This window comes from Dyella terrae (genome assembly GCF_004322705.1).
In the GTDB taxonomy this organism is placed as follows: domain Bacteria; phylum Pseudomonadota; class Gammaproteobacteria; order Xanthomonadales; family Rhodanobacteraceae; genus Dyella_D; species Dyella_D terrae.
Window position 1 is genome coordinate 2,090,053 of record NZ_SIZZ01000001.1, and the last position, 21,084, is coordinate 2,111,136.

19 protein-coding genes are annotated in these 21,084 nt (G+C 63.7%); 10 read left to right on the forward strand and 9 right to left on the reverse strand.

The window, feature by feature from the left end:
* Nucleotides 1–247 precede the first annotated feature (247 nt).
* The 5 genes from metJ to cysD all read right to left on the reverse strand — a co-directional run bounded on the left by metJ (nt 248) and on the right by cysD (nt 6,123).
* Complete coding sequence (metJ, locus tag EYV96_RS19055) at nt 248–826, reverse strand: met regulon transcriptional regulator MetJ (protein WP_131151141.1); 579 nt, start codon at nt 824–826, stop codon at nt 248–250.
* Nucleotides 827–1,625: 799 nt separating this feature from the next.
* Nucleotides 1,626–2,021: a glycine cleavage system protein GcvH gene (gene gcvH, locus EYV96_RS09315; protein WP_131151142.1), complete on the reverse strand. Its 396-nt coding sequence runs from the start codon at nt 2,019–2,021 to the stop codon at nt 1,626–1,628.
* Nucleotides 2,022–2,154: 133 nt separating this feature from the next.
* Complete coding sequence (gcvT, locus tag EYV96_RS09320) at nt 2,155–3,255, reverse strand: glycine cleavage system aminomethyltransferase GcvT (RefSeq protein WP_131151143.1); 1,101 nt, start codon at nt 3,253–3,255, stop codon at nt 2,155–2,157.
* 94 nt (nt 3,256–3,349) lie between these two features.
* Nucleotides 3,350–5,221: an adenylyl-sulfate kinase gene (cysC, locus tag EYV96_RS09325; RefSeq protein WP_131151144.1), complete on the reverse strand. Its 1,872-nt coding sequence runs from the start codon at nt 5,219–5,221 to the stop codon at nt 3,350–3,352.
* Nucleotides 5,221–6,123 carry a sulfate adenylyltransferase subunit CysD gene (gene cysD / locus EYV96_RS09330; protein ID WP_131151145.1) on the reverse strand — a complete coding sequence of 301 codons (903 nt, stop codon included), beginning with the start codon at nt 6,121–6,123 and terminating at the stop codon, nt 5,221–5,223. The genes cysC and cysD overlap by 1 nt, the downstream gene beginning before the upstream one ends.
* Nucleotides 6,124–6,377: 254 nt before the next feature.
* On the opposite strand from cysD, the gene EYV96_RS09335 reads away from it, so the two are divergent.
* The 4 genes from EYV96_RS09335 to EYV96_RS09350 are packed head-to-tail and all read left to right on the forward strand — an operon-like array spanning nt 6,378 to nt 9,883.
* Complete coding sequence (locus EYV96_RS09335) at nt 6,378–7,523, forward strand: MlaE family ABC transporter permease (RefSeq protein WP_131151146.1); 1,146 nt, start codon at nt 6,378–6,380, stop codon at nt 7,521–7,523.
* Nucleotides 7,520–8,320 (forward strand): ABC transporter ATP-binding protein, encoded by an 801-nt coding sequence (locus EYV96_RS09340; RefSeq protein ID WP_131151147.1) that lies wholly within the window; start codon nt 7,520–7,522, stop codon nt 8,318–8,320. The genes EYV96_RS09335 and EYV96_RS09340 overlap by 4 nt, the downstream gene beginning before the upstream one ends.
* Before the next feature lies 1 nt (nt 8,321).
* Nucleotides 8,322–9,260 (forward strand): MlaD family protein, encoded by a 939-nt coding sequence (locus EYV96_RS09345; RefSeq protein WP_131151148.1) that lies wholly within the window; start codon nt 8,322–8,324, stop codon nt 9,258–9,260.
* A complete protein-coding gene (locus EYV96_RS09350; RefSeq protein ID WP_131151149.1) occupies nt 9,257–9,883 on the forward strand; it encodes an ABC-type transport auxiliary lipoprotein family protein in 627 nt (208 codons plus the stop codon). The genes EYV96_RS09345 and EYV96_RS09350 overlap by 4 nt, the downstream gene beginning before the upstream one ends.
* Before the next feature lies 1 nt (nt 9,884).
* Here EYV96_RS09350 and EYV96_RS09355 read toward each other — a convergent pair whose 3' ends face one another.
* The 3 genes from EYV96_RS09355 to EYV96_RS09365 are packed head-to-tail and all read right to left on the reverse strand — an operon-like array spanning nt 9,885 to nt 12,288.
* Nucleotides 9,885–10,517 carry an alpha-ketoglutarate-dependent dioxygenase AlkB family protein gene (locus tag EYV96_RS09355; protein ID WP_131151150.1) on the reverse strand — a complete coding sequence of 211 codons (633 nt, stop codon included), beginning with the start codon at nt 10,515–10,517 and terminating at the stop codon, nt 9,885–9,887.
* A 2-nt stretch (nt 10,518–10,519) separates the two neighbouring features.
* The gene (locus EYV96_RS09360; RefSeq protein ID WP_131151151.1) at nt 10,520–10,885 is read right to left on the reverse strand and encodes a VOC family protein; all 366 of its coding nucleotides are present in this window, start codon (nt 10,883–10,885) and stop codon (nt 10,520–10,522) included.
* 2 nt (nt 10,886–10,887) lie between these two features.
* Nucleotides 10,888–12,288: an amidase gene (locus tag EYV96_RS09365; RefSeq protein ID WP_131151152.1), complete on the reverse strand. Its 1,401-nt coding sequence runs from the start codon at nt 12,286–12,288 to the stop codon at nt 10,888–10,890.
* A gap of 258 nt (nt 12,289–12,546) precedes the next feature.
* Here EYV96_RS09365 and EYV96_RS09370 point away from each other — a divergent pair, with 258 nt between their 5' ends.
* The 6 genes from EYV96_RS09370 (at nt 12,547) to EYV96_RS09395 (ending at nt 20,117) form a co-directional block, all read left to right on the forward strand.
* Nucleotides 12,547–14,148 (forward strand): electron transfer flavoprotein-ubiquinone oxidoreductase, encoded by a 1,602-nt coding sequence (locus EYV96_RS09370; protein ID WP_131151153.1) that lies wholly within the window; start codon nt 12,547–12,549, stop codon nt 14,146–14,148.
* A gap of 82 nt (nt 14,149–14,230) precedes the next feature.
* Entirely contained in the window at nt 14,231–16,312 is a 2,082-nt protein-coding gene (locus EYV96_RS09375) for a glycosyltransferase (protein ID WP_131151154.1), read from the forward strand.
* Between the two features lie 111 nt (nt 16,313–16,423).
* Nucleotides 16,424–17,170, forward strand: a complete 747-nt coding sequence (locus EYV96_RS09380) for an electron transfer flavoprotein subunit beta/FixA family protein (RefSeq protein WP_131151155.1) — start codon at nt 16,424–16,426, stop codon at nt 17,168–17,170.
* Between the two features lie 21 nt (nt 17,171–17,191).
* The gene (locus EYV96_RS09385; RefSeq protein ID WP_131151156.1) at nt 17,192–18,136 is read left to right on the forward strand and encodes an electron transfer flavoprotein subunit alpha/FixB family protein; all 945 of its coding nucleotides are present in this window, start codon (nt 17,192–17,194) and stop codon (nt 18,134–18,136) included.
* 62 nt (nt 18,137–18,198) lie between these two features.
* Nucleotides 18,199–19,626, forward strand: a complete 1,428-nt coding sequence (locus EYV96_RS09390) for a sulfotransferase family protein (RefSeq protein ID WP_131151157.1) — start codon at nt 18,199–18,201, stop codon at nt 19,624–19,626.
* 92 nt (nt 19,627–19,718) lie between these two features.
* Entirely contained in the window at nt 19,719–20,117 is a 399-nt protein-coding gene (locus tag EYV96_RS09395; protein ID WP_131151158.1) for a hypothetical protein, read from the forward strand.
* Between the two features lie 90 nt (nt 20,118–20,207).
* On the opposite strand, the gene EYV96_RS09400 is transcribed toward EYV96_RS09395, so the two are convergent.
* Nucleotides 20,208–20,996 carry a class I SAM-dependent methyltransferase gene (locus EYV96_RS09400; protein WP_131151159.1) on the reverse strand — a complete coding sequence of 263 codons (789 nt, stop codon included), beginning with the start codon at nt 20,994–20,996 and terminating at the stop codon, nt 20,208–20,210.
* Between the last annotated feature and the right edge of the window lie 88 nt (nt 20,997–21,084).

A 21,084-nucleotide genomic window follows, 5' to 3' on the forward strand; every position in this document is an offset into this window, starting at 1 on the left:
CGCGTGGGGCAAGTGCGCAACGGGCGGCTCTCGTACCGATAGGAATTTTTCCAGTGTCGCGAAGATGCGACCCGCAAGTCGCGACCCCGCTTTTCACTGTTTACCGTTCACCGTTGTCCGTTCACCGCTTTTTCCAACCCCACAAACGAAGCGTCCCGGCCAGGCCGGGACGAATCGATCTTCTAATGCCCCTCCCCGCGCTGGGCATCGCAGGGAGGGAAATCAGTACAGACTGTTCTTCTAATGCTTACTTCTTGGCCTTGGCGGCCTTGGCAGCGCGCGGCTTGCTGGTCTTGGTGGCCTTGACCACCTTGGCAGCAGCAGCCTTCTTCACCGTCTTGCGAGCGGCCTTCTTGGCCACCTTCTTCACGGCAACCTTCTTGACGGACGCCTTCTTGGCAGCCGCCGGACGCTTCTTGGCAACAGCCTTGCGAGCGACCTTCTTGGCAGCCTTCTTGGCAGCAGGCTTACGGGCAACCGGCTTCTTGGTTGCGGCCTTCTTCACGGCGGTCTTCTTGACGGCCTTCTTCACAGCCTTCTTGGCGGCGGCTTTCTTCACAGCTTTCTTTGCAGCTTTCTTGGCAGTGGCCATAGTTCGTCTCAGCTCCTCATCAGTTGGCAGTGGTTGCCCAGTAAAAGCGTGCAGGAACGCCTCAACAAGCAGATCGCTATTGGTGGCGTGCCGAAGATTATTCACCTGACGGCGGGTGCGCTCGTCGGATAGGGGCTGCAGGACGTGCAGCGGAATGGAGACCGTAATCTTGCGTACCGCGCCGGCTTTCTCGCCGTGCTCGACATACGGTTTTATGAATTTCGATGATGCCATGACGCCTGTTCCCCGATATCTGGAGCGAAAGCTATTCCCGATTATTTCAGCTGTCAATTGATTTCTATAATGAAATCAATCAGCCTGACCCAGTCCGCACACCCCGGAAACGGTGCCACACAAGGGTTCCGGGAGTAACACGGACATATTCGATTGGACGTCTAAACAGCCAAACGAATTAATCCGATAAAATATAAAATCCACAGAAAATCCCTTGAAATAAGGCATTCCCTGAAGTGGCATGCATTGACGGTCGCCTCGACTGTCTCAATATGCGACGAACCTTATAGCGGCGCCGTTTGCGGTCGATCCGGCGGTGTTTTCGTGGATGAACGGCGCTCGACTGAAACCCGCCCCGGAAGGTCGCCGAACCTGCCCGAACGACCCGAATCGATCGCCGACCGACGGCCAACGCCCTCCCGGCGGCAACGCCATCCCGCGCGAACGACACCCGCCAATGATCGGCCGCATGGATGGCTAAGCATCCAAATTCCGACCTCGCCAAAGCGTGTACGCACAGGTGCCAGGCGCAGGGATCAGGAAGAAATCGTGCGCGCACAGGGAGCGATCTCGTCGATGAAAACTCGACATTTCGATCTTGCACCGGCGCGGCCTCGCCATGACCCGACCACGATAAATCGCCATCGCGATGTGCGCGGCGCGGGATCCTGCAAACGTCCCACGGCCCGGGAATGGGGGTCATGCCGGCATGACCGGCCCGGTCAGCGCGACAACCGTCACCCCTACAAACCAACGGCCGCTTGCGCGGCCGTCGGGGGTACCTGGCGGGCGATGCCGCTTAGTGGTCTTCGTTCTCGATCAGCTCGGCGTAGGCATCGGCGTCGAGCAGATCGTTAAGCTCGTCGCGGTTGCTGATGCGCACGGCAAAGATCCAGCCGTTGCCGTAAGCGTCTTCGTTGATGGTCTCCGGCTTGTCGGCCAGGATTTCGTTGACCTCGACTACTTCGCCCGACACCGGCGAGTAAATGTCCGAGGCGGCCTTGACCGACTCGACCACGGCAGCACCCGTGCCGGCGGTCACGCTGGCACCGATCTCCGGCAGCTCAACGTAGACCAGGTCGCCCAGTGCGCTCTGCGCATGGTCGGAAATGCCAACGCGCACCAGACCGTTGTCTTCGACGCGGGCCCATTCGTGGGACTTGAGAAACTTCAGATCGCCGGGAATCTCGCTCATGATCGGGTCCAGTCTTTGGGTTTGCGGGGAACAATGAAGCGCCATTCTAGCCGCTTCGCGCCGACGGCAAAACGTGCAGCCGGCGCAATCATGGAATTGTGAAGACGCCACGCACGCAGACGCGGCGCCTGGATCAGATACCTTCGCAGGGCTTGCCGTCGCGCACGAACGGGTACTTCACCACGCGCACGGGCACTTCCTTGCCGCGGATATCGACGCGCACATCACCCAGGTCGCCCACCGGCACGCGCGCAAAGGCGACAGCCTTGTTGAGCGTCGGGGCGAAGCTGCCGGACAGGATCTCGCCGTCGCCGGCTGCGGTCAGCACCTTCTGGCCATGGCGAAGCACGCCCTTGTCATCCAGGACGAGGCCGATCATCTGGCGCTTCACGCCGGCAGCCTTCTGTGCTTCGAGTGCCTTGCGCCCGATGAAGTCACGGCCTTCGTCCAGCGCGATGGTCCAGGCCAGGTTGGCTTCCCACGGCGACACATCGTCATCCATGTCCTGGCCGTAGAGGTTCATGCCGGCTTCCAGGCGCAGGGTATCGCGCGCGCCCAGGCCAGCGGGGACGACGCCCGCCGCGGCGAGGGCTTCCCACAGGGCCACGGCCTGCTCCTGCGGCACGATGATTTCGAAGCCGTCTTCACCGGTGTAACCCGTGCGTGCGATAAACAGCGGCATGCCGTGGGGACCCTGCGCGGCAGCGGCGACGAACTTGCCCAGCTTGCGGATGCGGTCGCGATCCACGTCGTGAAGCAGGCCAACCACCTTGTCGCGTGCCGAGGGACCCTGCACCGCGATCATCGCGAACTCGGGGCGCTCCTTCACTTCCACGCCGAAGGCCTTGGCCTGCTGCTCGATCCACGCCAGATCCTTGGCGCGGGTGGCGGCGTTTACCACCAGGCGGAAATGGGCTTCGTCGAAGAAATAGACGATCAGGTCGTCGATGACGCCGCCGTTCTCGTTGAGCATGCAGGAGTACAGCGCCTTGCCCTGCACCTTGAGCTTGTCGACGTTGTTGGCCAGCAGGTGGCGCAGGAAGGCGCGAGCCTGATCGCCGTGGAGGTCGACGACCGTCATGTGGGAAACGTCGAACATGCCGGCTTCGCGGCGCACGGCGTGGTGCTCCTCGATCTGCGAACCGTAGTTGATCGGCATGTCCCAGCCGCCGAAATCGACCATGCGAGCGCCCAGCGCGCGGTGAGTAGCGTTGAGTACGGTCTTCTCGGTCATCGCAGGATCGCCTTGGGGAAAGGCGGCATTATCGCCGCCGTTCCCGCGCAATCCAAGCCGAGACGCCGTGCGCCAGCGTATGCAGTGATCTTTCTTACTCGTCCGCCAGCAGGTAGGTCACCACTTGCGCCGCCAGCACGGTGGCTTCATCGCGCCCGGAGGCCAATCGCAACTCGGGCGACTGCGGGGCCTCGTACGGCGAATCGATGCCGGTGAAATTCTGAATCAGGCCGGCACGCGCCTTGTGATACAGGCCCTTGGGATCGCGTTGCTCGCAGACTTCAAGCGGCGTGTCGACGAAGACTTCGACGAACTCGCCCTCGTCGAACAACTCGCGGGCAAAGCGACGCTCCTCCTGGAAGGGCGAAATGACGCAGACCAGCACGATCAGGCCGGCGTCAACCATCAGCTTTGCCACTTCGGCGACGCGGCGGACGTTTTCGACGCGCGCTTCCGCCGTGAAGCCAAGATCCTTGTTGAGGCCATGGCGAAGGTTGTCGCCGTCGAGCAGATAGGTGTGCAGGCCCTGTGCGTGCAGGCGCCGCTCGACCAGATTGGCGACCGTCGACTTGCCGGCACCCGACAGACCGGTGAACCACAGGCAACGCGGCACCTGCCCTTTCAGGGCGCCGCGCATGCGCTTGTCCAGGTCCAGATGCTGCCAGTGGACGTTGTGCGCGCGACGCAGGCCGAAGTCGAACATGCCGCAGGCCACCGTGGCCTGGCTCTGGCGGTCGATCAGGATGAAGCCGCCCAGCGTCCGGTTCTGAGCGTAAGGCTCGAAGGCGATCGGGTGATCGAGATCGAGATTGCAGTAGCCGACCTCATTGAGCTCCAGCCGCCGCGCGGCCAGCTCGGCCTGGGTGTTCACGTCCACCTTGTGCTTGATGGCCGTGATGCGCGCGCTGACCGATCGCGTGCCGCACTTGAGGATATAGGTGCGGTTGGGCAGCAAGGCCTCATCACCCATCCAAAGCAAATGGGCGGCGAACTGGTCGCTGACCTGCGCCGGCTGCGCGGCGTCAGCCAGGACATCGCCGCGAACAATGTCGATCTCACGGTCCAGCGTCAGCGTCACCGCCTGGCCTTCGCGCGCCTGCGGCAGGTCGCCATCCGCAGTGACGATGCGTTCGATGTGCGCCCGCTGCGATCCCGGCTGGACGACCACGGGCATACCCACGGCGACCGTGCCGCCGCAGATGGTGCCCGCATAGCCGCGAAATTCCGGATCGGGTCGGTTGACCCACTGCACGGGCATACGGAACGCCGCACCCCGAACGGCCGGCACCTCGATGCACTCCAGCCGTTCCAACAGGCTCGGGCCGTCGTACCAGGGCATGCGTGCAGAGCGCTTGCCGATGTTGTCGCCATCGGTTGCCACCACCGGCAGGCACTGCACGTCGTCGATGCCCAGGCTGGCGATCATCTCGCGACAGGCCATCTCGATGGACGCGTAGATGTCCTGCCGGAACTCGACCAGGTCCATCTTGTTCACCGCCAGGATGACTTGCCTCACGCCCAGCAACGCGCAAATGTACGAATGCCGCCGCGTCTGGGTCAGCAGGCCCTTGCGCGCATCCACCAGCACTACCGCCACGTCGGCGGTCGAGGCGCCGGTGGCCATGTTGCGGGTGTACTGCTCATGCCCCGGGCAATCGGCCACGATGAAACTACGGCGCGGCGTCTGGAAATAGCGGTAGGCCACGTCGATGGTGATGCCCTGTTGCCGTTCGGCATCCAGGCCATCCGTCAGCAGGGAGAAATCCAGGCTCGGCGCTTCGCCCGGGCAGGTGCGCGCGCTGTCACGCTCCAGGGCTGCCAGCTGATCCTCCGGCACCATGCCCGCGTCATAGAGCAGGCGACCCAGCAAGGTGCTCTTGCCGTCATCCACGCTGCCGCAGGTGATGAAGCGCAGCAGGCTGGCGGTGGTGGCGAAGGCTTCGCCGCGATGAGACAGCAAGTTCATCAGAAGTAGCCCTCGCGCTTCTTGCGTTCCATCGAAGCCGCGCCGTCGTGGTCGATCATGCGACCCTGGCGCTCGGATACCCGGGAAACTGCCATTTCGTCGATGACGGCCTCAAGCGTCGCTGCGGTTGACGGCACCGCGCCGGTCAGGGGATAGCAGCCCAGCGTGCGGAAACGCACCGAGCGCATCTGTGCTTCCTCGCCATCGCGCAGGTGAAGGCGCTCGTCATCGACCATGATCAGTGCACCGTCGCGCTCGATCACCGGCCGGGGTTTGGCGAAATACAAGGGTACGACCGGAATCGACTCGCGCTGGATGTAACGCCATACATCCATTTCGGTCCAGTTGGACAACGGAAACACGCGCACGCTTTCGCCTGCGCGGATCTGGGTATTGAAGCAATGCCAGAGTTCCGGCCGCTGGCGACGCGGGTCCCAGGCGTGGTTGGCGCTGCGGAACGAGAACACGCGCTCTTTGGCGCGCGACTTTTCCTCGTCGCGGCGCGCGCCGCCAATGGCCGCGTCGAAGCCGTACTTGTCCAGCGCCTGCTTGAGTCCGACGGTTTTCATGATGTCGGTGTAGTACGAGGATCCATGCACCAGCGGCGAAATCCCCTGGCGCAAGCCTTCCTCGTTGATATGCACGAGCATTTCGATATCGCCGTCGCCAGCGACGCGCTCGCGCCAGGCGATCATCTCGCGAAATTTCCAGGTCGTGTCCACGTGCAGCAATGGCATCGGCGGCCGCGCGGGATAAAAGGCCTTCCGCAACAGGTGCAGCAGGACCGATGAGTCCTTGCCGATGGAGTACAGAAGGACGGGCCGCCGGAACTCTGCCGCGGTCTCACGAAGAATATGAATGCTCTCGGCCTCGAGTGCATCCAGCAACGAATGATCTTGCATGTCGTTCGGTACGGCCTGTGCGAAGTGAATCAGTTCGGCAACGCCCCTCCCACGGGCGTTGCGATCCCGCCATGCCACGAGCCTTCCCCTTCCTGGCTTGCGGCGGGCTGACGACTCTAACGCATATCATGTCACTGGGATGACGTGAAGCGGCCCGAACATCCTTTGCGATGACACATCAGTGACGACCATGGCCGTCACCCGTCGTCCACGCTGCAACGCACAATCTCGATACTCCATATAAGATGCGGCCCATGAAATCATCGAAGGCGACAGGAAGCGCACAGTTCGATGCCCATGCGCAGCCGCCTAGCCTGTGCATCGCAGGCGATTGGACACTCACCCACTATGCCGCGCTGGAGCAAGTGGTCGCCGGCCTGTCAGGCAAGCTGGGCGAATCCGTGACGGTGAACCTCGACCCCCTGGGTGAGCTCGATACTGCCGGGGCGTCGCTTCTGGTTCGTCTGATCGGGCCCGAACGCATCAAGGACCTGGCCCAGGAGGCGCCCCACCTTCCGGAGGCACAACGCGCCCTGATGCAAACCGTCGGCGCGGCGATGGCAACCTACAAAAAGCCCCCGCGCGGTCCAAAAACTTCGACGCTGTCCGATGTCCTGGCGCGCATCGGGCGCACCATGGAGGGCCTGTGGCACCAGCAGGTCCAGCTGCTGGGATTCATTGGCCTCACGCTCGAAACCATTTTTCGCACGGCCCCCCGGCCTCGACGATGGCGGGTCACGTCGCTGGTATCGCACATCGAGCAGACCGGTCTCGACGCCGTGCCGATCGTCGCCCTGCTCACCTTCATGGTGGGCGCCGTGGTGGCGTTCCTGGGCTCCACTGTGCTGGCCGACTTCGGTGCCAGCATCTACACCGTCGACCTGGTGGCGTTTTCCTTCCTGCGCGAATTCGGCGTACTGCTCACCGCCATCCTGATGGCCGGTCGTACGGCCAGTGCCTTCACCGCGCAGATCGGATCGATGAAAGCCAACGAGGAAATCGACGCGATCCGCGCCCTCGGCCTCGATCCGATGGAACTGCTGGTCGTACCGCGCGTACTGGCCATGCTGGTGTCGCTGCCTCTGCTCACCTTCCTGGCCATGATGGCCGGCCTGATCGGCGGCGGCGTGGTGTGCGCCCTGGTGCTGGATATCTCGCCGGTGATGTTCATTTCGCTGCTGAAATCGGACATCGGCGTGCGCCACTTCGTGGTCGGCATCGTCAAGGCGCCGGTCTTCGCCTTCATCATCGCCGTCATCGGCTGCCTCGAGGGCTTCAAGGTCAGCGGCAGCGCGCAGTCCGTCGGCGAACACACCACCTCGAGCGTCGTGCAGTCGATCTTCGTGGTGATCCTGCTCGATGCCATGGCTGCCCTGTTCTTCATGGAGATGAACTGGTGAACGCCAGCGCCGCACCGGACAACATCATCCAGGTTCGCGACCTGACCAATCGCTTCGGTAGCCAGGCGGTGCACGAACATCTGAATCTCGACGTGCGTCGTGGTGAGATCCTGGGCGTCGTCGGCGGTTCGGGCACGGGCAAATCCGTGCTCCTGCGCACCATCGTCGGCCTGCGCCGCCCTACCTCGGGCCACGTGCATGTTTTCGGCGAGGACCTGCTCGCGCTTTCCCCGGAGCGGCGCTCGCTGATCGAGCGGCGTTTCGGCGTGCTGTTCCAGAATGGCGCGCTGTTCTCGTCGCAGAACATCGCCGAAAACATTGCTACGCCGCTGATCGAACACGCCGGCCTGACGCGCGCGGACGCCGAATCGCTGGCCGAGGTGAAACTCGCCCTGGCGGGCTTGCCGCAGGGCACGGACGTGAAGTACCCCTCGGAACTCTCCGGCGGCATGGTCAAACGCGCCGCACTGGCTCGCGCGCTGGCGCTCGATCCGGAAATCCTGTTCCTCGATGAACCGACCGCCGGCCTCGACCCCATCAGCGCAGCGGCGTTCGATCAGCTCATTCTGACCCTGCGCGATGCGCTGGGACTGACGGTCTTCCTGGTCACGCATGACCTGGACACGCTTTACACCACGTGCGATCGCGTCGCCGTGCTGTCGCAGAAAAAGGTGCTGGTGTGCGACACGCTGGACGTAGTCGCCGCCAATCCCGATGCCTGGGTTCAAGCCTATTTCCATGGCCCACGCGGCCGGGCTGCCGAAGCGGCGGCCGAACGTTCGCAAGAGGTGAAGTGAGATGGAAACCCGTGCCCATCATGTGTTGATCGGCCTGTTCACGGTGATCGTGGTCGCCGCCGCCCTGCTCTTCGCGCTATGGCTGGCCAAGTCCAGCGCGGACCGACAGTTCAACCAATACGACATTGTGTTCAACGAAGCCGTGACTGGCCTGTCGGTGGGCGGTGCCGTGCAATACAACGGCATCAAGGTCGGCGACGTCACCCAGCTCAAGCTGGACCCCAAGGATCCGCGCCGCGTGCTGGCACGCATTCGCGTCGGCGCCGATACGCCAGTGAAGGAAGACACGCACGCGCGCATCGCGCTCACCGGTGTCACGGGGCTTTCGATCATCCAGCTCAGTGGCGGCAACCCGACGAGCGCGCCGCTGACGTCCAGGGATGGATCGATCCCGGTCATCGTCGCCGATCCGTCGCCGCTGAGCCGACTGCTCGCCAATGGCGAGGACGTGGTCACCAATATCAACGAGGTGATTTCGCGCGCCAGCCTGCTGCTGTCCTCGGAGAACGTGGATCGCATCAGCCGTACGCTCGATCACCTGGATAAAACCACGGGCGCCATTGCCGATCAGCGCGACGACATCCGCCAGCTGATTGTCCAGCTCGCCGAAGCCAGCAAGCAGGCCAATGCCACGCTGGCGCAGACCGAGCAACTGGCGCGCCAGGCCAATGGGCTGGTGAACGGGCCGGCGCATGACACGCTCGAGAGCGCGAAAAATGCGATGGCCTCGCTCGAACGCTCCACCGCCGCCATCGATCGCCTGCTGAGCGAAAACCGCGCGTCGCTGGACGGTGGCATGCAGGGCATTGGCGAACTGGGACCGGCGGTGCGCGAACTGCGCGACGCCGCCAGTTCGCTGCGCGGGATCACCCGCAAACTCGACGAAAACCCGGCGGGCTACCTGCTTGGCCGCGACCGCAACAAGGAGTTCACGCCATGAGTTTTCATCGTCGCCTTGCGCACGCATCCGCCGCGCTCGCGCTCCTGGCGCTGACGGCCTGCTCGGTCCTTCCCAAGGCGGAGTCGCCCGACGTGTATCGTCTTCCCGCCACCGCCATGCAGCATCAGGGCACGGCGCCGGTGGCCTGGTCGTTGCGCATCAACACGCCGCAGGCCAGCCGCATGCTCGACAGCTCGCGCATCGCCGTGATGCCGCAAGGTGACGTCATCAGCGTGTACCAGGGCGCCCGCTGGAGCGACCGCGGCACCACCATACTGCGGGATCGCCTGATGCAGGCCTTCCGCGATGACGGTCGCGTCGGTGCCCTGAGCAGTGACGACTCGAATCTCCAGGCTGATTTCCTCCTCGATGCCGACCTCACGGCCTTCCAGTCGGAGTATCGCAATGGCCAGCCGGTCGTGGTCATCCGCTACGACGCCCGCCTGGTGCGCAATTCGGGATTGCGCATCGTTGCCACGCAGCGTTTTGAAATCACGCAGCCGGCGAGTGGCACCGCGGTTCCGCAGGTGGTCGCAGCCTTTGGCCTGGCCGGTGACGCGCTGGCCACCCAGGTCGTCAACTGGACGATGCAGCAGTCACTTCAAGCATCCACGACCCGCTGACTCAGCGTCGCGCGCCGGCGTCGATCCACCGAAACGTCAGGTTGATGCGCAGACCACTGCGCGTGGTTTTCGGCAAGGCGTGCTGATAGAGGCGCTGCGTCTGACCGGCCATGCGCAGCAAGCTTCCATGGGGCAATCGCAGCCCGAGGCTTTCGCGACGACCGGCGTCGATGGCCCGCTTGCGCAGGCGAAAGACGCGTTCGGCCCCGAGGCTGAGGGAGGCGATGACCGGCGAAGGCCCCAGCTCCGGCTCGTCATCGCTATGCCAGCCCATCGAGTCATGGCCGTCACGGTACAAGTTGGCAAGCACACTGTTGAAACGCGCGCCGCACGCGGACGCAAGGCGCGGCCGCAAGGCATCCAGGGCAGGCAACCACGGATGGGGATCGAAGCGCGTGCCGGAATAGACATAGGTCGCTTCCCGTTCGCCCATCCAGCAGCTCAGTCGAGGCGAATCCACCTCGCGCCCGAAGATTCGGATGCGATGGGTTTCCCAGGGAATATCGTCGATGCACTGCTGCAGCAGGCCATCCGCCTCTTCGCGCGACAGCCATTGGGGCAACAGCGCGACATCGCCACCCGGTAAGGCGAGCGATTGCCACGGCCCACTTTGCATGTGACTGAATAGATCCATGGCTACGAGCGTATCGGCTGACCAAACTGAAGCAAGTAGCCCTCCGGGTCGTAGATGCCGAATTCGCGCATGCCGTAGGGAAAATCTTCAATCGGGTAGCAAACCGTCGCGCGCTCGCACAGCAGGAGCCAGCGCGTATCGACATCATCGACCCGGAAGTACAGCGAGCCGGTGAAATGGGGGCGCTGGTCGCCCTCGTGTTCGCTCAGGCGCGACAGCATGATGCTCACGTCGTCGCGGGCCAGCGATACCCAACCGAGCGCCTCGTCACCGCCGTCAATGCGAAAACCCAGCGTCTGGCAATAGAAGCGCACCATCGTGCCGATGTCCGCACAGCGCAGCATCGGCACGAGCGCTTCGACGGTCATCGCTACGCCGCCGCCACCGGATAGGTGGGATCGGCATCCAGCGTCGCCGAACAGACCGCCGCCAACTCCAGCAGTCGAAGATCGGAGCCGCGTGCGCCCACGAATTGCAGGCCGATGGGCAAGCCGTTGGGCAGGGTGCCCATCGGAATGGAGACCGCCGGGCAACCGGCGAGGCTGGCGAAGCTGGTCAGGTCGGCCTGTGAGTCGGGCACCGGGCCATCGAGCGGGAACGCGCCCTGCGGCGTCGTCGGCAACACCAGCACGTCGACCTGCGCGAACAGCCGGCGCATTTTCAGCGTGGCGGCATCGAGCACGCGATCCGCCTCGGCATAGTCGGCGGCACTCTTCTTCGACGCATATGACAACATCTGGCGGAAACGATCGGACACCGGATGCTGCTTGTCGGCCAGATCCCCGGCATAGGTGCTGAGCATCTCCGCTTCCATCAGGAACAGACCGGCGCGACGGGTCCGCGCAAAATCCCAGTCCGCGAAATCGACATGGCGGCGCTCACCCAGTTCGCGCGGCAGGCGTGCGAGCGCCTCTTCGAAAACGTCGATGACATCGGCATCGACGCCGATGGCGGCAAGGTCCGGCAGCAGGCCGCAACGGAGATTGCCCGGCTCCCAGTCCGGCGGCGCAAATGCCACGCGGCGACGGCGCGAGCGCGCATCGTCAGCGTCATAGCCGGCGAGCACCTGGAGCAATACGGTCAGGTCGTTTGCACTGCGCCCCAGCAGACCCACCACGTCCAGACGACGCGCTGCCGGCACCAGCCCCCGCGCGGAAATCTCACCATGCGTCGGCTTGAGCGCGTAAATGCCGCAGTAACTGGCGGGAATACGAATCGAACCCAGGCTGTCGGAACCGACGGCTACGGCCGCCAATCCCGCAGCCACCGCGGCCGCCGCGCCACCGGAAGAACCACCTGCGGTGTAGCCATGGCGATGGGGATTGTGGGTCGCGCCGTAGTGAGGGTTGTTGGTAGTGGCGCCCAGCGCGCCTTCATCCATATTGGTCTTGCCCAGCAGGACGGCACCGGACGCGCGCAAGCGCGCCACCGCGTGGGCGTCCTCTTGCACCGGCGTGCGCCGGCCCGGCAGGCCCGCATGCGTCGGCCAGCCGGCAATATCGAAGTTGTCCTTGAGGGCCACCGGAATGCCGTCGAGGCGACCGATGACGCCGTCACGCCGGCGATGCTGGGCGGCGGCGGCCTGTTCCTGGAGCAAAGCCGAGCTCAGGCCAACGTAGGCGTTGAGTTGGGGATTGAACCGCTCGATGGCGTCTTGATAGGCATCCGTCAGGGTCTGGGGCTGGATCCGTCCACTGGCCAGCCAGTGCAGCAACTGGCAGACCGTAGCGCGGCGTAGATCGTGATCGGAGATCGGCGGCAACTGATTCATGAACGCTCCCTTTCGTCGAACCGATTATCAATGCGTCTTGTGAAGTGTTTGCAAGCAAACGGCGCCGCTTGGCCGTTCGGACGCACCCTGGACGGATCCTGCCACGCCGTTGATTCGGTTCTCGTTATCCCGCGCCGAGGCACCATGCGTTGCCGCACGGAGCCCGAAACCGGACAATGGAGCGTTAAAGCACCTCCCGGAGCCTCGTTGCCCCGGAACCGGCCAGCCACCGCCAGCCCTGAATGTTTGGAGCACGCCATGAGCGAACGCGAAACCATGGAATACGACGTCATCGTCGTCGGCGCAGGCCCTGCGGGCCTGTCCTTCGCGATTCGCCTCAAGCAGCTCAAGCCGGATGTGAGCGTGTGCGTCATCGAAAAGGCCTCGACCATCGGCGCCCAGATCCTGTCCGGCGCGGTGATCGAACCCCAACCGCTGGACGCCCTGCTCCCCGGTTGGCGCAACAGTCCGCCGCCGATCTGCGTCCCCGCCACGGAGGACGAGTTCTGGCTGCTGAGCAAGACAGGCGCTCGCAAGCTGCCGGTGCCACCGGGCATGCACAACCAGGGCAACTTCATCGTGTCGCTGGGCGCCATGTGCGCATGGCTCGCGCCCCAGGCCGAAGCGCTGGGCGTGGACGTGTTCCCTGGCTTTGCTGCCGCCGACACCGTCTATAACGACGACGGTTCGGTCGCCGGCGTGCGCATCGGTGACATGGGCGTGGCCAAGGATGGTTCGCACAAGCCCGGTTACACCCAGGGCATCGACATCAAGGCAAAGGTCACCGTGCTCGCCGAAGGCGCGCGTGGCAGCCTGACCAAGCAGCTGATCAAGCGCTTCAAGCTGGACAAGGACAGCGACCCGCAGGGTTATTCCATCGGAATCAAAGAGCTCTGGCAGGTCCCGGCCGGCCGCGTGCAGCCGGGCAAGATCGTGCACAGCTTCGGCTGGCCGGCGGACAACCACACTTACGGCGGCAGCTTCCTCTATCACCTGGACAAGGACCGCATCGCCCTGGGTTACGTCAGTGGCCTGGACTACAGCGACCCGAACTACCAGCCCTGGGAAGCCTTCCAGCAGTGGAAGAACCACCCATCGGTGAAGGCGTTGCTGGAAGGCGGCACCATTCTTTCGGCCGGTGCGCGTGCCATCGTCACCGGCGGCTACCAGTCGCTGCCGAACGTGGATATGCCCGGCGCCCTGCTGATCGGCGATACCGCCGGCCTGCTCAACGTGCCCAAGATCAAGGGCACCCACCAGGCGATCAAGAGCGGCATGCTTGCCGCCGAGCACCTGGCGGCGAATGACCTCAAGCCGGCCGGTTTCAACGCGAAGCTTCGCGGCTCCGACGTCATGGCCGAGCTGAAGAAGGTTCGCAACATCAAGCCCGGCTTCAAGAAGGGCCTGTGGTTCGGCATGGCCAACGCAGCCTGGGAAACGGTGACCGGCGGCGCCTCGCCGTGGACGCTGAAGAACAAGGCCGACTGGTCCTCGCTGCACAAGCTCGGCGAACAGGAAGAGCCCAGGCGCGATTACGTGCAGCGTGACCTGGCGCCGCGCGATCGACTGGCTGGCGTGTATTTCGCCGCCACCGAACACGACGAAGACCAGCCGGTTCATTTGCACGTCGCCGACACGTCTATCTGCGTGACCAAGTGCACGGTGGAATACGGCAACCCCTGCCAGCGCTTCTGCCCCGCGAACGTCTATGAGATCGTGGAAGACGAGGCCGGCAAGCGCTTGCAGATCAACGCCGCCAACTGCGTGCACTGCAAGACCTGCGACATCAAGGACCCGTACCAGATCATCAACTGGGTAACGCCGGAAGGCGGTTCAGGCCCGAATTATCAGAATCTGTAAGGCGCGCCACGCCGTCGTCATGACTGACTGGCCCGTTGTTTTGGACAAGCCCTGACCGGGCCAGCAGTGACATGAGGTAGGAATGTCGTTCAGCACATTGCCATGGCGGATCAAGCGGCTGCGATATCTCTCGCAACGCGTGATTGGCAGCATCGCGCAACGCGGGTTCAAGGGAACCGTTTCCCGCGTGATGCAGGAATTCCGCCCCGTGCCGGCCGAGGACCAGGCGCTGGAACTGGAGCCACTGGACGCCGCATTCGAGCCGTTCGCCCTGCCCACCAGCGAGGCACCGCTCGTCTCGGTCATCATCCCGGTTCACGGGAAAGTGGCGTGGACCGTCGCCTGCCTGCGTTCAATCGCCCGCTACGGCGCCGCCGCGCCCTTCGAAGTGCTCGTCATCGACGATGCATCGCCGGACAACACCCGTCAGACGCTCGCCCAGGTCGATGGGCTCCGACTCATTGCCAACGAGCAGAACCTCGGTTTCATCGGCAGCTGCAACGCGGGCGCCCACGCGGCGCGCTCGCCTTACCTGCTGTTCCTCAACAACGACACGCAAGTCACGCCGGGCTGGCTCGATAACCTCCTGCGTACGCATCGCGATGAACCGGGCGCGGGTATCGTCGGCAGCCAGCTGATCTATCCGGACGGGCGCCTGCAGGAAGCCGGAGCACTGGTGTTTTCCGACGGCGAAGCCTGGAATGTCGGGCGTTTCGAGAAGCGCGACGATCCGCGTTTCCTCTATCGTCGCGATGTCGACTACGTTTCCGGCGCCGCCCTGCTGATCGACAGGGCGCTGTTCGACCACGTCGGCGGCTTCGACGTGCGCTACATGCCCGCGTATTGCGAAGACATGGACCTGGCCTTTGCCGTGCGCGACGCCGGTCGCCGCGTCATCTACGAACCCACCAGCGTGGTGGTGCATTGCGAAGGCATCAGCTCCGGCACCGACCTGACCCAGGGCGTCAAGCAATACCAGGTGCTGAACCGCGTGAAGTTCAGGGAAAAGTGGGCCGAAGCGCTCACGCACCTGCCACCGCGCAGTACCTCGGTGGCCAGGGCATTGCGCGGCGGGCGCCGGCACGTCTTCATCATGGACGCGCTCACGCCCGACCCGCGTCGCGATGCCGGCTCGCTGCAGCTCTACAACATCATGAAGCTGTTCCGCGACATGGGTTGGCGTGTGACGTTCATGGCCGACAACGGCCAGGCCAGTGCGAGCGATCTGCGAACGCTGGGCGAGATCGGCGTCGAAGTGCTGTGCAAGCCTTTCGTCAACTCGCTCGCCACCTGGCTGCGCGATGAAGGACCCGATCTCGACGCGGTATTGCTGTGCCGGCACTACGTCGCCGATCCCAACCTCCCCTTGATGAAGCGACTGGCGCCGCAGGCCCGCCTCCTGTTCGACACGGTCGACGTGCACTTCCTGCGCGAACAGCGCGCGGCCGAGCACACCAACAACCCTGCCCTCGCGCGCCGCGCAGCCGCCTCGCAGCAACGCGAGCTGGCCATCATTCGCGACTGCCATGCCACCTTCGTTGTCAGCACGGTTGAACTGGCCCTGCTGCGCGAAGCGGTGCCAGGCGCCAGCGTGATGTTGCTGCCCAACATGCACGAGGTGCATGGCCGCAAGAAGGGCTATGACGAACGCCGCCACCTGGTTTTCGTCGGTGGATTCGGCCACCCGCCCAACGTCGATGCCGTGCACTGGCTCACCCGCGAGATCTTCCCGAAGATCCATGCGGCGCGCCCTGAGATCGAACTTCATTTGATCGGCCAGATGCCCGACGCCACGCGCGAGGAACTCACCGGCCATGGCGTCATTGCCCACGGTCGCGTCGAGGACATCGACCCCTGGATGGACGGCGCAAGAATTGCCCTCGCCCCGCTGCGCTATGGCGCGGGCGTGAAGGGCAAGGTGAACACCGCCATGAGCCACGGCCTGCCCGTGGTAGCCACGAGCATCGCCGCCGAAGGCATGTTCCTGGAGGATGATCGCAATGTCCTGATCGCCGACGACACCGACGCCTACGTCGATGCCGTGCTGCGGCTGTACGACGATCCGGTGCTGTGGCAGCGCATTTCCGACGCCAGCCTCAGGAACATCCAGGACCATTTCTCACCGGCCATTGCCCGGGCGACGCTAGAAGCGGCCCTGGCTTGATATCCTGATCCGTTCCCCGCCTCCCCCAAGGACTTCAAACGAGCGTTTGACGGCGGGTACAATCCGGTTTTTGGGCTACCGGCCGGTAGCCACCGTACTAAGGACTCGCACATGAAGATTCTTGTCGGCTACAAGCGCGTGGTGGACTACAACGTCCGCATCCAGGTCAAACCCGATGGCACCGGCGTGGTGACCGATGGCGTCAAGCTTTCGGCCAACCCGTTCGACGATATCGCCCTCGAAGAGGCCCTGCGCCTGCGTGAGAAGGGTGTTGCCACCGAGGTCGTCGTGGTGGGCATCGGCCCGGCCGACCTGACCGCGCACCTGCGCAACGGCCTGGCCATGGGCGCCAACCGCGCCATCCATGTGGTCACTGCCGACGAAGTGCAGCCGCTCACGGCCGCCCGCACGCTTCTCAAGCTGGTTGAGAAGGAGCAGCCGGAGCTGGTCATCCTGGGCAAGCAGGCCATCGACGATGATGCCAACCAGACCGGCCAGATGCTGGCCGCGCTGTGGGACCGCCCGCAGGCCACGTTCGCCAGCAAGGTCGAGATCGCCGATGGCAAAGCCACGGTCACCCGCGAGGTGGACGCCGGCCTGGAAGTGATCGAGGCCGATCTCCCGGCGGTGCTCACGACCGACCTGCGCCTCAACGAGCCGCGCTTCATCAAGCTGCCGGACATCATGAAGGCCAAGGCCAAGCCGATCGACACCATCGAGTTCGGCTCGCTGGGCGTGGAAGCCCACGACCACCTCAAGACCACCCATTTCGCCGCCCCCGCCAAGCGCAGCAAGGGCGTCATGGTGAAGGATGCCGCCGAGCTGGTCGCCGTCCTCAAGCAGAAGGGCCTGCTGTAAGCAGGTTGCCAGGAGACAGACATGAGCAAGATTCTCGTCATCGCCGAGCACCTCAACGGCAAGCTGAACCCCTCCACCGCCCGCGCCGTGAGCGCCGCCAACGCCGTCAAGGGCGATACCGTCGACGTGCTGGTGCTGGCCGATAGCGTCGACGCCATCGCTGCCGAGGCCGCGACGATCGAAGGCGTCAGCCGCGTCCTCACCATCGCCCGCGCTGAAAACGCCCATCCGCTGGCCGCCGTCCTGGCCCCGCAGATCGCCAAGGCCGCCGCCGGGTACTCCCACGTCTTCCTGCCGTCGACCACGTTCGGCAAGGACGTCGCCCCCCGCGTGGCCGCCCTGCTGGGCGTGTCCCAGGTCAGCGACGTCATGACCGTCGAAGGCGCACACAGCTTCAAGCGCCCCATCTACGCCGGCAACGCGATCATCACCGTCGAGGCCAACCCGGCCCATGCGGTGGTCGCCACCATCCGCACGGCTTCGTGGCCGGCAGCCGCCAACGGCGCCAACAGCGCCCCCGTCGAGGCCCTGTCGGTGGACGCCGCCCTGCCCTCGCACACCCGCTTCGTCGAGCTGCAGCAGGGCAAGAGCGATCGCCCTGACCTTCAGAGCGCCAGCAAGGTGGTCTCCGGTGGCCGTGGCGTCGGCTCGAAGGAGAACTTCGAGATCATCTACAAGCTCGCCGACAAGATCGGTGCGGCCGTGGGCGCCTCCCGCGCCGCGGTGGATGCCGGCTACGTACCGAACGAGCTGCAGGTGGGCCAGACCGGCAAGATCATCGCCCCCGAGCTGTACATGGCCTTCGGCATCTCCGGCGCCATCCAGCACCTGACCGGCATCAAGGACGCCGGCACCATTGTCGCCATCAACAAGGACGGCGAGGCCCCGATTTTCGAGATCGCGGACATCGGCTTGGTGGGGGATCTGTTCAAGCTGATCCCGGAGATCGAGGCGGCTGTCGGTTAAGCGCAAGACAAATACCCGCGGATTGTTGCGTACGAACTTGCGCAACCATCCGTGGGGCACGCATGATTCAGCCCGGCGTAATTTGCCGGGGTGAATCCATCGCGCTGAGACGAGCGGACCCCCGGCCGCAAGAAAGGCAGGGGAAAATGGTGTTCCGCTCACTACGGTTCGGTAAGCCGGGCCCGATCTTCATCATCGGATCGTACCGCTCGGCCACCAGCGCCCTCACCTGGGCGATGGGACAGCACCCCAATGTATTTCCATTGGAGGAAACGCATTTCCTCTACAAGCTCTCCGTGGATCTGGAATATCTCTACCGGATCGGCAGCGCGCAGGGTGAGCACTCCTTGCTGGGTTTGGCGGGCTATACGCCACGCGAATTTCGTGAGCACTTTGGCCAGACCGTCCATGACCTGGTCACCGACGCAAAAAAACGCATCGCCAAGAATGCGGTGAGTGCTGCGAGGCGCAACGCCTCGTTGATCTCTGACAACGTCAAGCTAACGCGTGGTCGCTTTCAGCCCAAGCGGCGCTGGGTAGACGGCACGCCGGAAAATTCGCACTACGTCCTGCCTCTTCTGCGCATGTTCCCTGATGCGCGATTCATCCATGTTCTGCGCAACCCCAAACGAGTTGCCACGTCGCTGATGAACTTCTCGACCATGGGCGCCACGGACTACGCCGAGGAAGAGGCGTACCGCACGTGGTATCGGCTCGTCCACAACAGCGCGCTAGCCGAACAGGCGCTTGGGCCAAAGACCGTCATGCGGCTCGACCATGAGGAACTGGTGACCTCTCCGGAGCACGCGCTTCGCAAGTGCCTCGAATTCGCCGGTGAACGCTTTCATCCACATTGCCTGCTGCCGCTGCGCGAAAAGCTCAACAGTTCTCGCTATGACGATCCGGGCGACTGCAGCATAGAAACGAATCTGCAATCGGAAAAGCCGTGGATTCGCGAAGCATTTGAGCTTTTCAAGCGCCTTAGCCAAGGCCTTCCCGTGATCAATGGCGACAGGTCGACCGCACTTCGCCACATGAAGCGGTCCATGGATGAGTACGTCCGCGGACTCAGGCCCGAGACGAACGAGCGCCTCGCGGCTGAGAACCTCGCACTCAGACAAGACAATGAAACGTTGCAGGCCCGCCTCAAGCGACTTGAATCGCCGATGTCCATCGTGGAATGGGGGCCGCAAGAGGTCATGGCAGGCGCCCCGTTCAATCCGCAGCCCAATGGCTCTAATGCACTTTGGATACGAACCCGCCATGCGGCTTTCGATACCGTTGCCTCGCTCAACGACGTTCCGCTCGCCACGACCGTACATCCCGGAGGTGATCTGGTGACCATCGAGGTACCTCCTGCGCTCACTGCCATGGCGGGACCGATGGCACTGACACTTCGCAGTATGACTTACGAAGAATCCACGCCCCCGGTCAATTTCACCATCCATGGCAGCGATATCGTCGACAGCAGCGACGTCGTCGCGCTTTAACGTGATGTGGTCGAAGCCCACGCGGTCATCACCATCGGCGCGAACCTCTTCGATACACTGATCGACGATATGTCACCCTTGGAGATGCATCGATGACGTACAAGCGCTACCTGGCCGTACTCTTCCTCGCCAGCCTGGCGGGATGCCAGCACCCGGACAACGATCAGGCGGCAGCCCCGTCGACGGGAGCCGGCACCGCCCCCAAATCATCTTCCGGCCTCACGGTGTCACCAGATCACCTGGCTGCCTGCGAACCCGGGGCTGTAACGTCGATCACGTGGGATGCCTCTGCTGCCGGGGTGGCGACCGAGGCCGTGGAGGTCTGGGTGGGCTCCACGCTAGAGGGTGCCAAGCTCTTTGCAGCTGGCGGTGCCATCGGCGAAGCCAGGACCGGACCCTGGACACATCCAGGCCTGCACTTTTTCCTGAAGAACAAGAGCGACGGGAAGGTCCTGGCCGATGCGACCGTGGGCGGACCCTCCTGCCCCTGAAAGGCGCATCACTTGCGGCGACGCTGGACGGACGCCACCGCATCGGTGCGGGGCTCGTCCGATGCCAAATCTAGGCCGAGCTGCGTGCCATCAGCCCAGCGTCGCCACCAGGTATTGACACCAGCGCGTCTTGAGCCAATAGGCAAACTGCAGCGCCACCCTGTCTCCCGCGTGCCTGGAGTACGCGAGTAGCTCATCTTCAAACAAGGGCATGGAGACAATGCCTGACGCATTGATATCGAAGCCAAGCTTTCGAAGCGTCGCCTCCAGCACTCCGCGATCAGGCAAGGGATCGCGATGCGTGTCATCGTCGAAGTAGTTCCCCGTGAGTCCGGAGAATCCCCACTCGGCCAGCAATTGATTGGAAGGCGAAGTTAGTGCGTACGCGGACGGCCACTCAATGTAGACCCGGCCGTTTTCACTGAGTTTCGAGGCCATCCAGGTAATAAAGGCAACGGGATCGGCGATGTGTTCGACGAAATGTGAACAGAAGATCGCATCGAAGGTGCGATCGGCAAAGGGCTTCTGGACATTCCAGTCGCTAAGTTCGTAACCGTCGTAGTCGTCGAAGTTCTGTCCCTTTTCCAGGGAGTAGGCGTATATCTTCAAGTCCTGTCGGGCGGGGCGAGGCCAACGCCTGAAGATGCTCAGGGCACCGTCACCCGCTCCAACGTCCAGCACCGATGAACGGGCTTTGAGCGACTTCACGAAGAGGGTTCGAGGGTGCTGCCCGTGAAAGGTTTCGAGCAGCTCACCCCTTGGCAGAACGGTGGTGGCCGAGTGCGCTAACCATGCCTTCACCGCCAAAGGGTCGCTCTCGGAGCCCCCTTGGGGCGCCTTGTCAGGTGCTATGAGATCCTGATTTACAAGCTCGTCCATCACCGCCTCCGAAGAAGTTGTCGGTCCATGGACCGACAGGCAAGGGCAATGGAACTTGCCACCTCTATGAACAACGGGTGGCAAATTC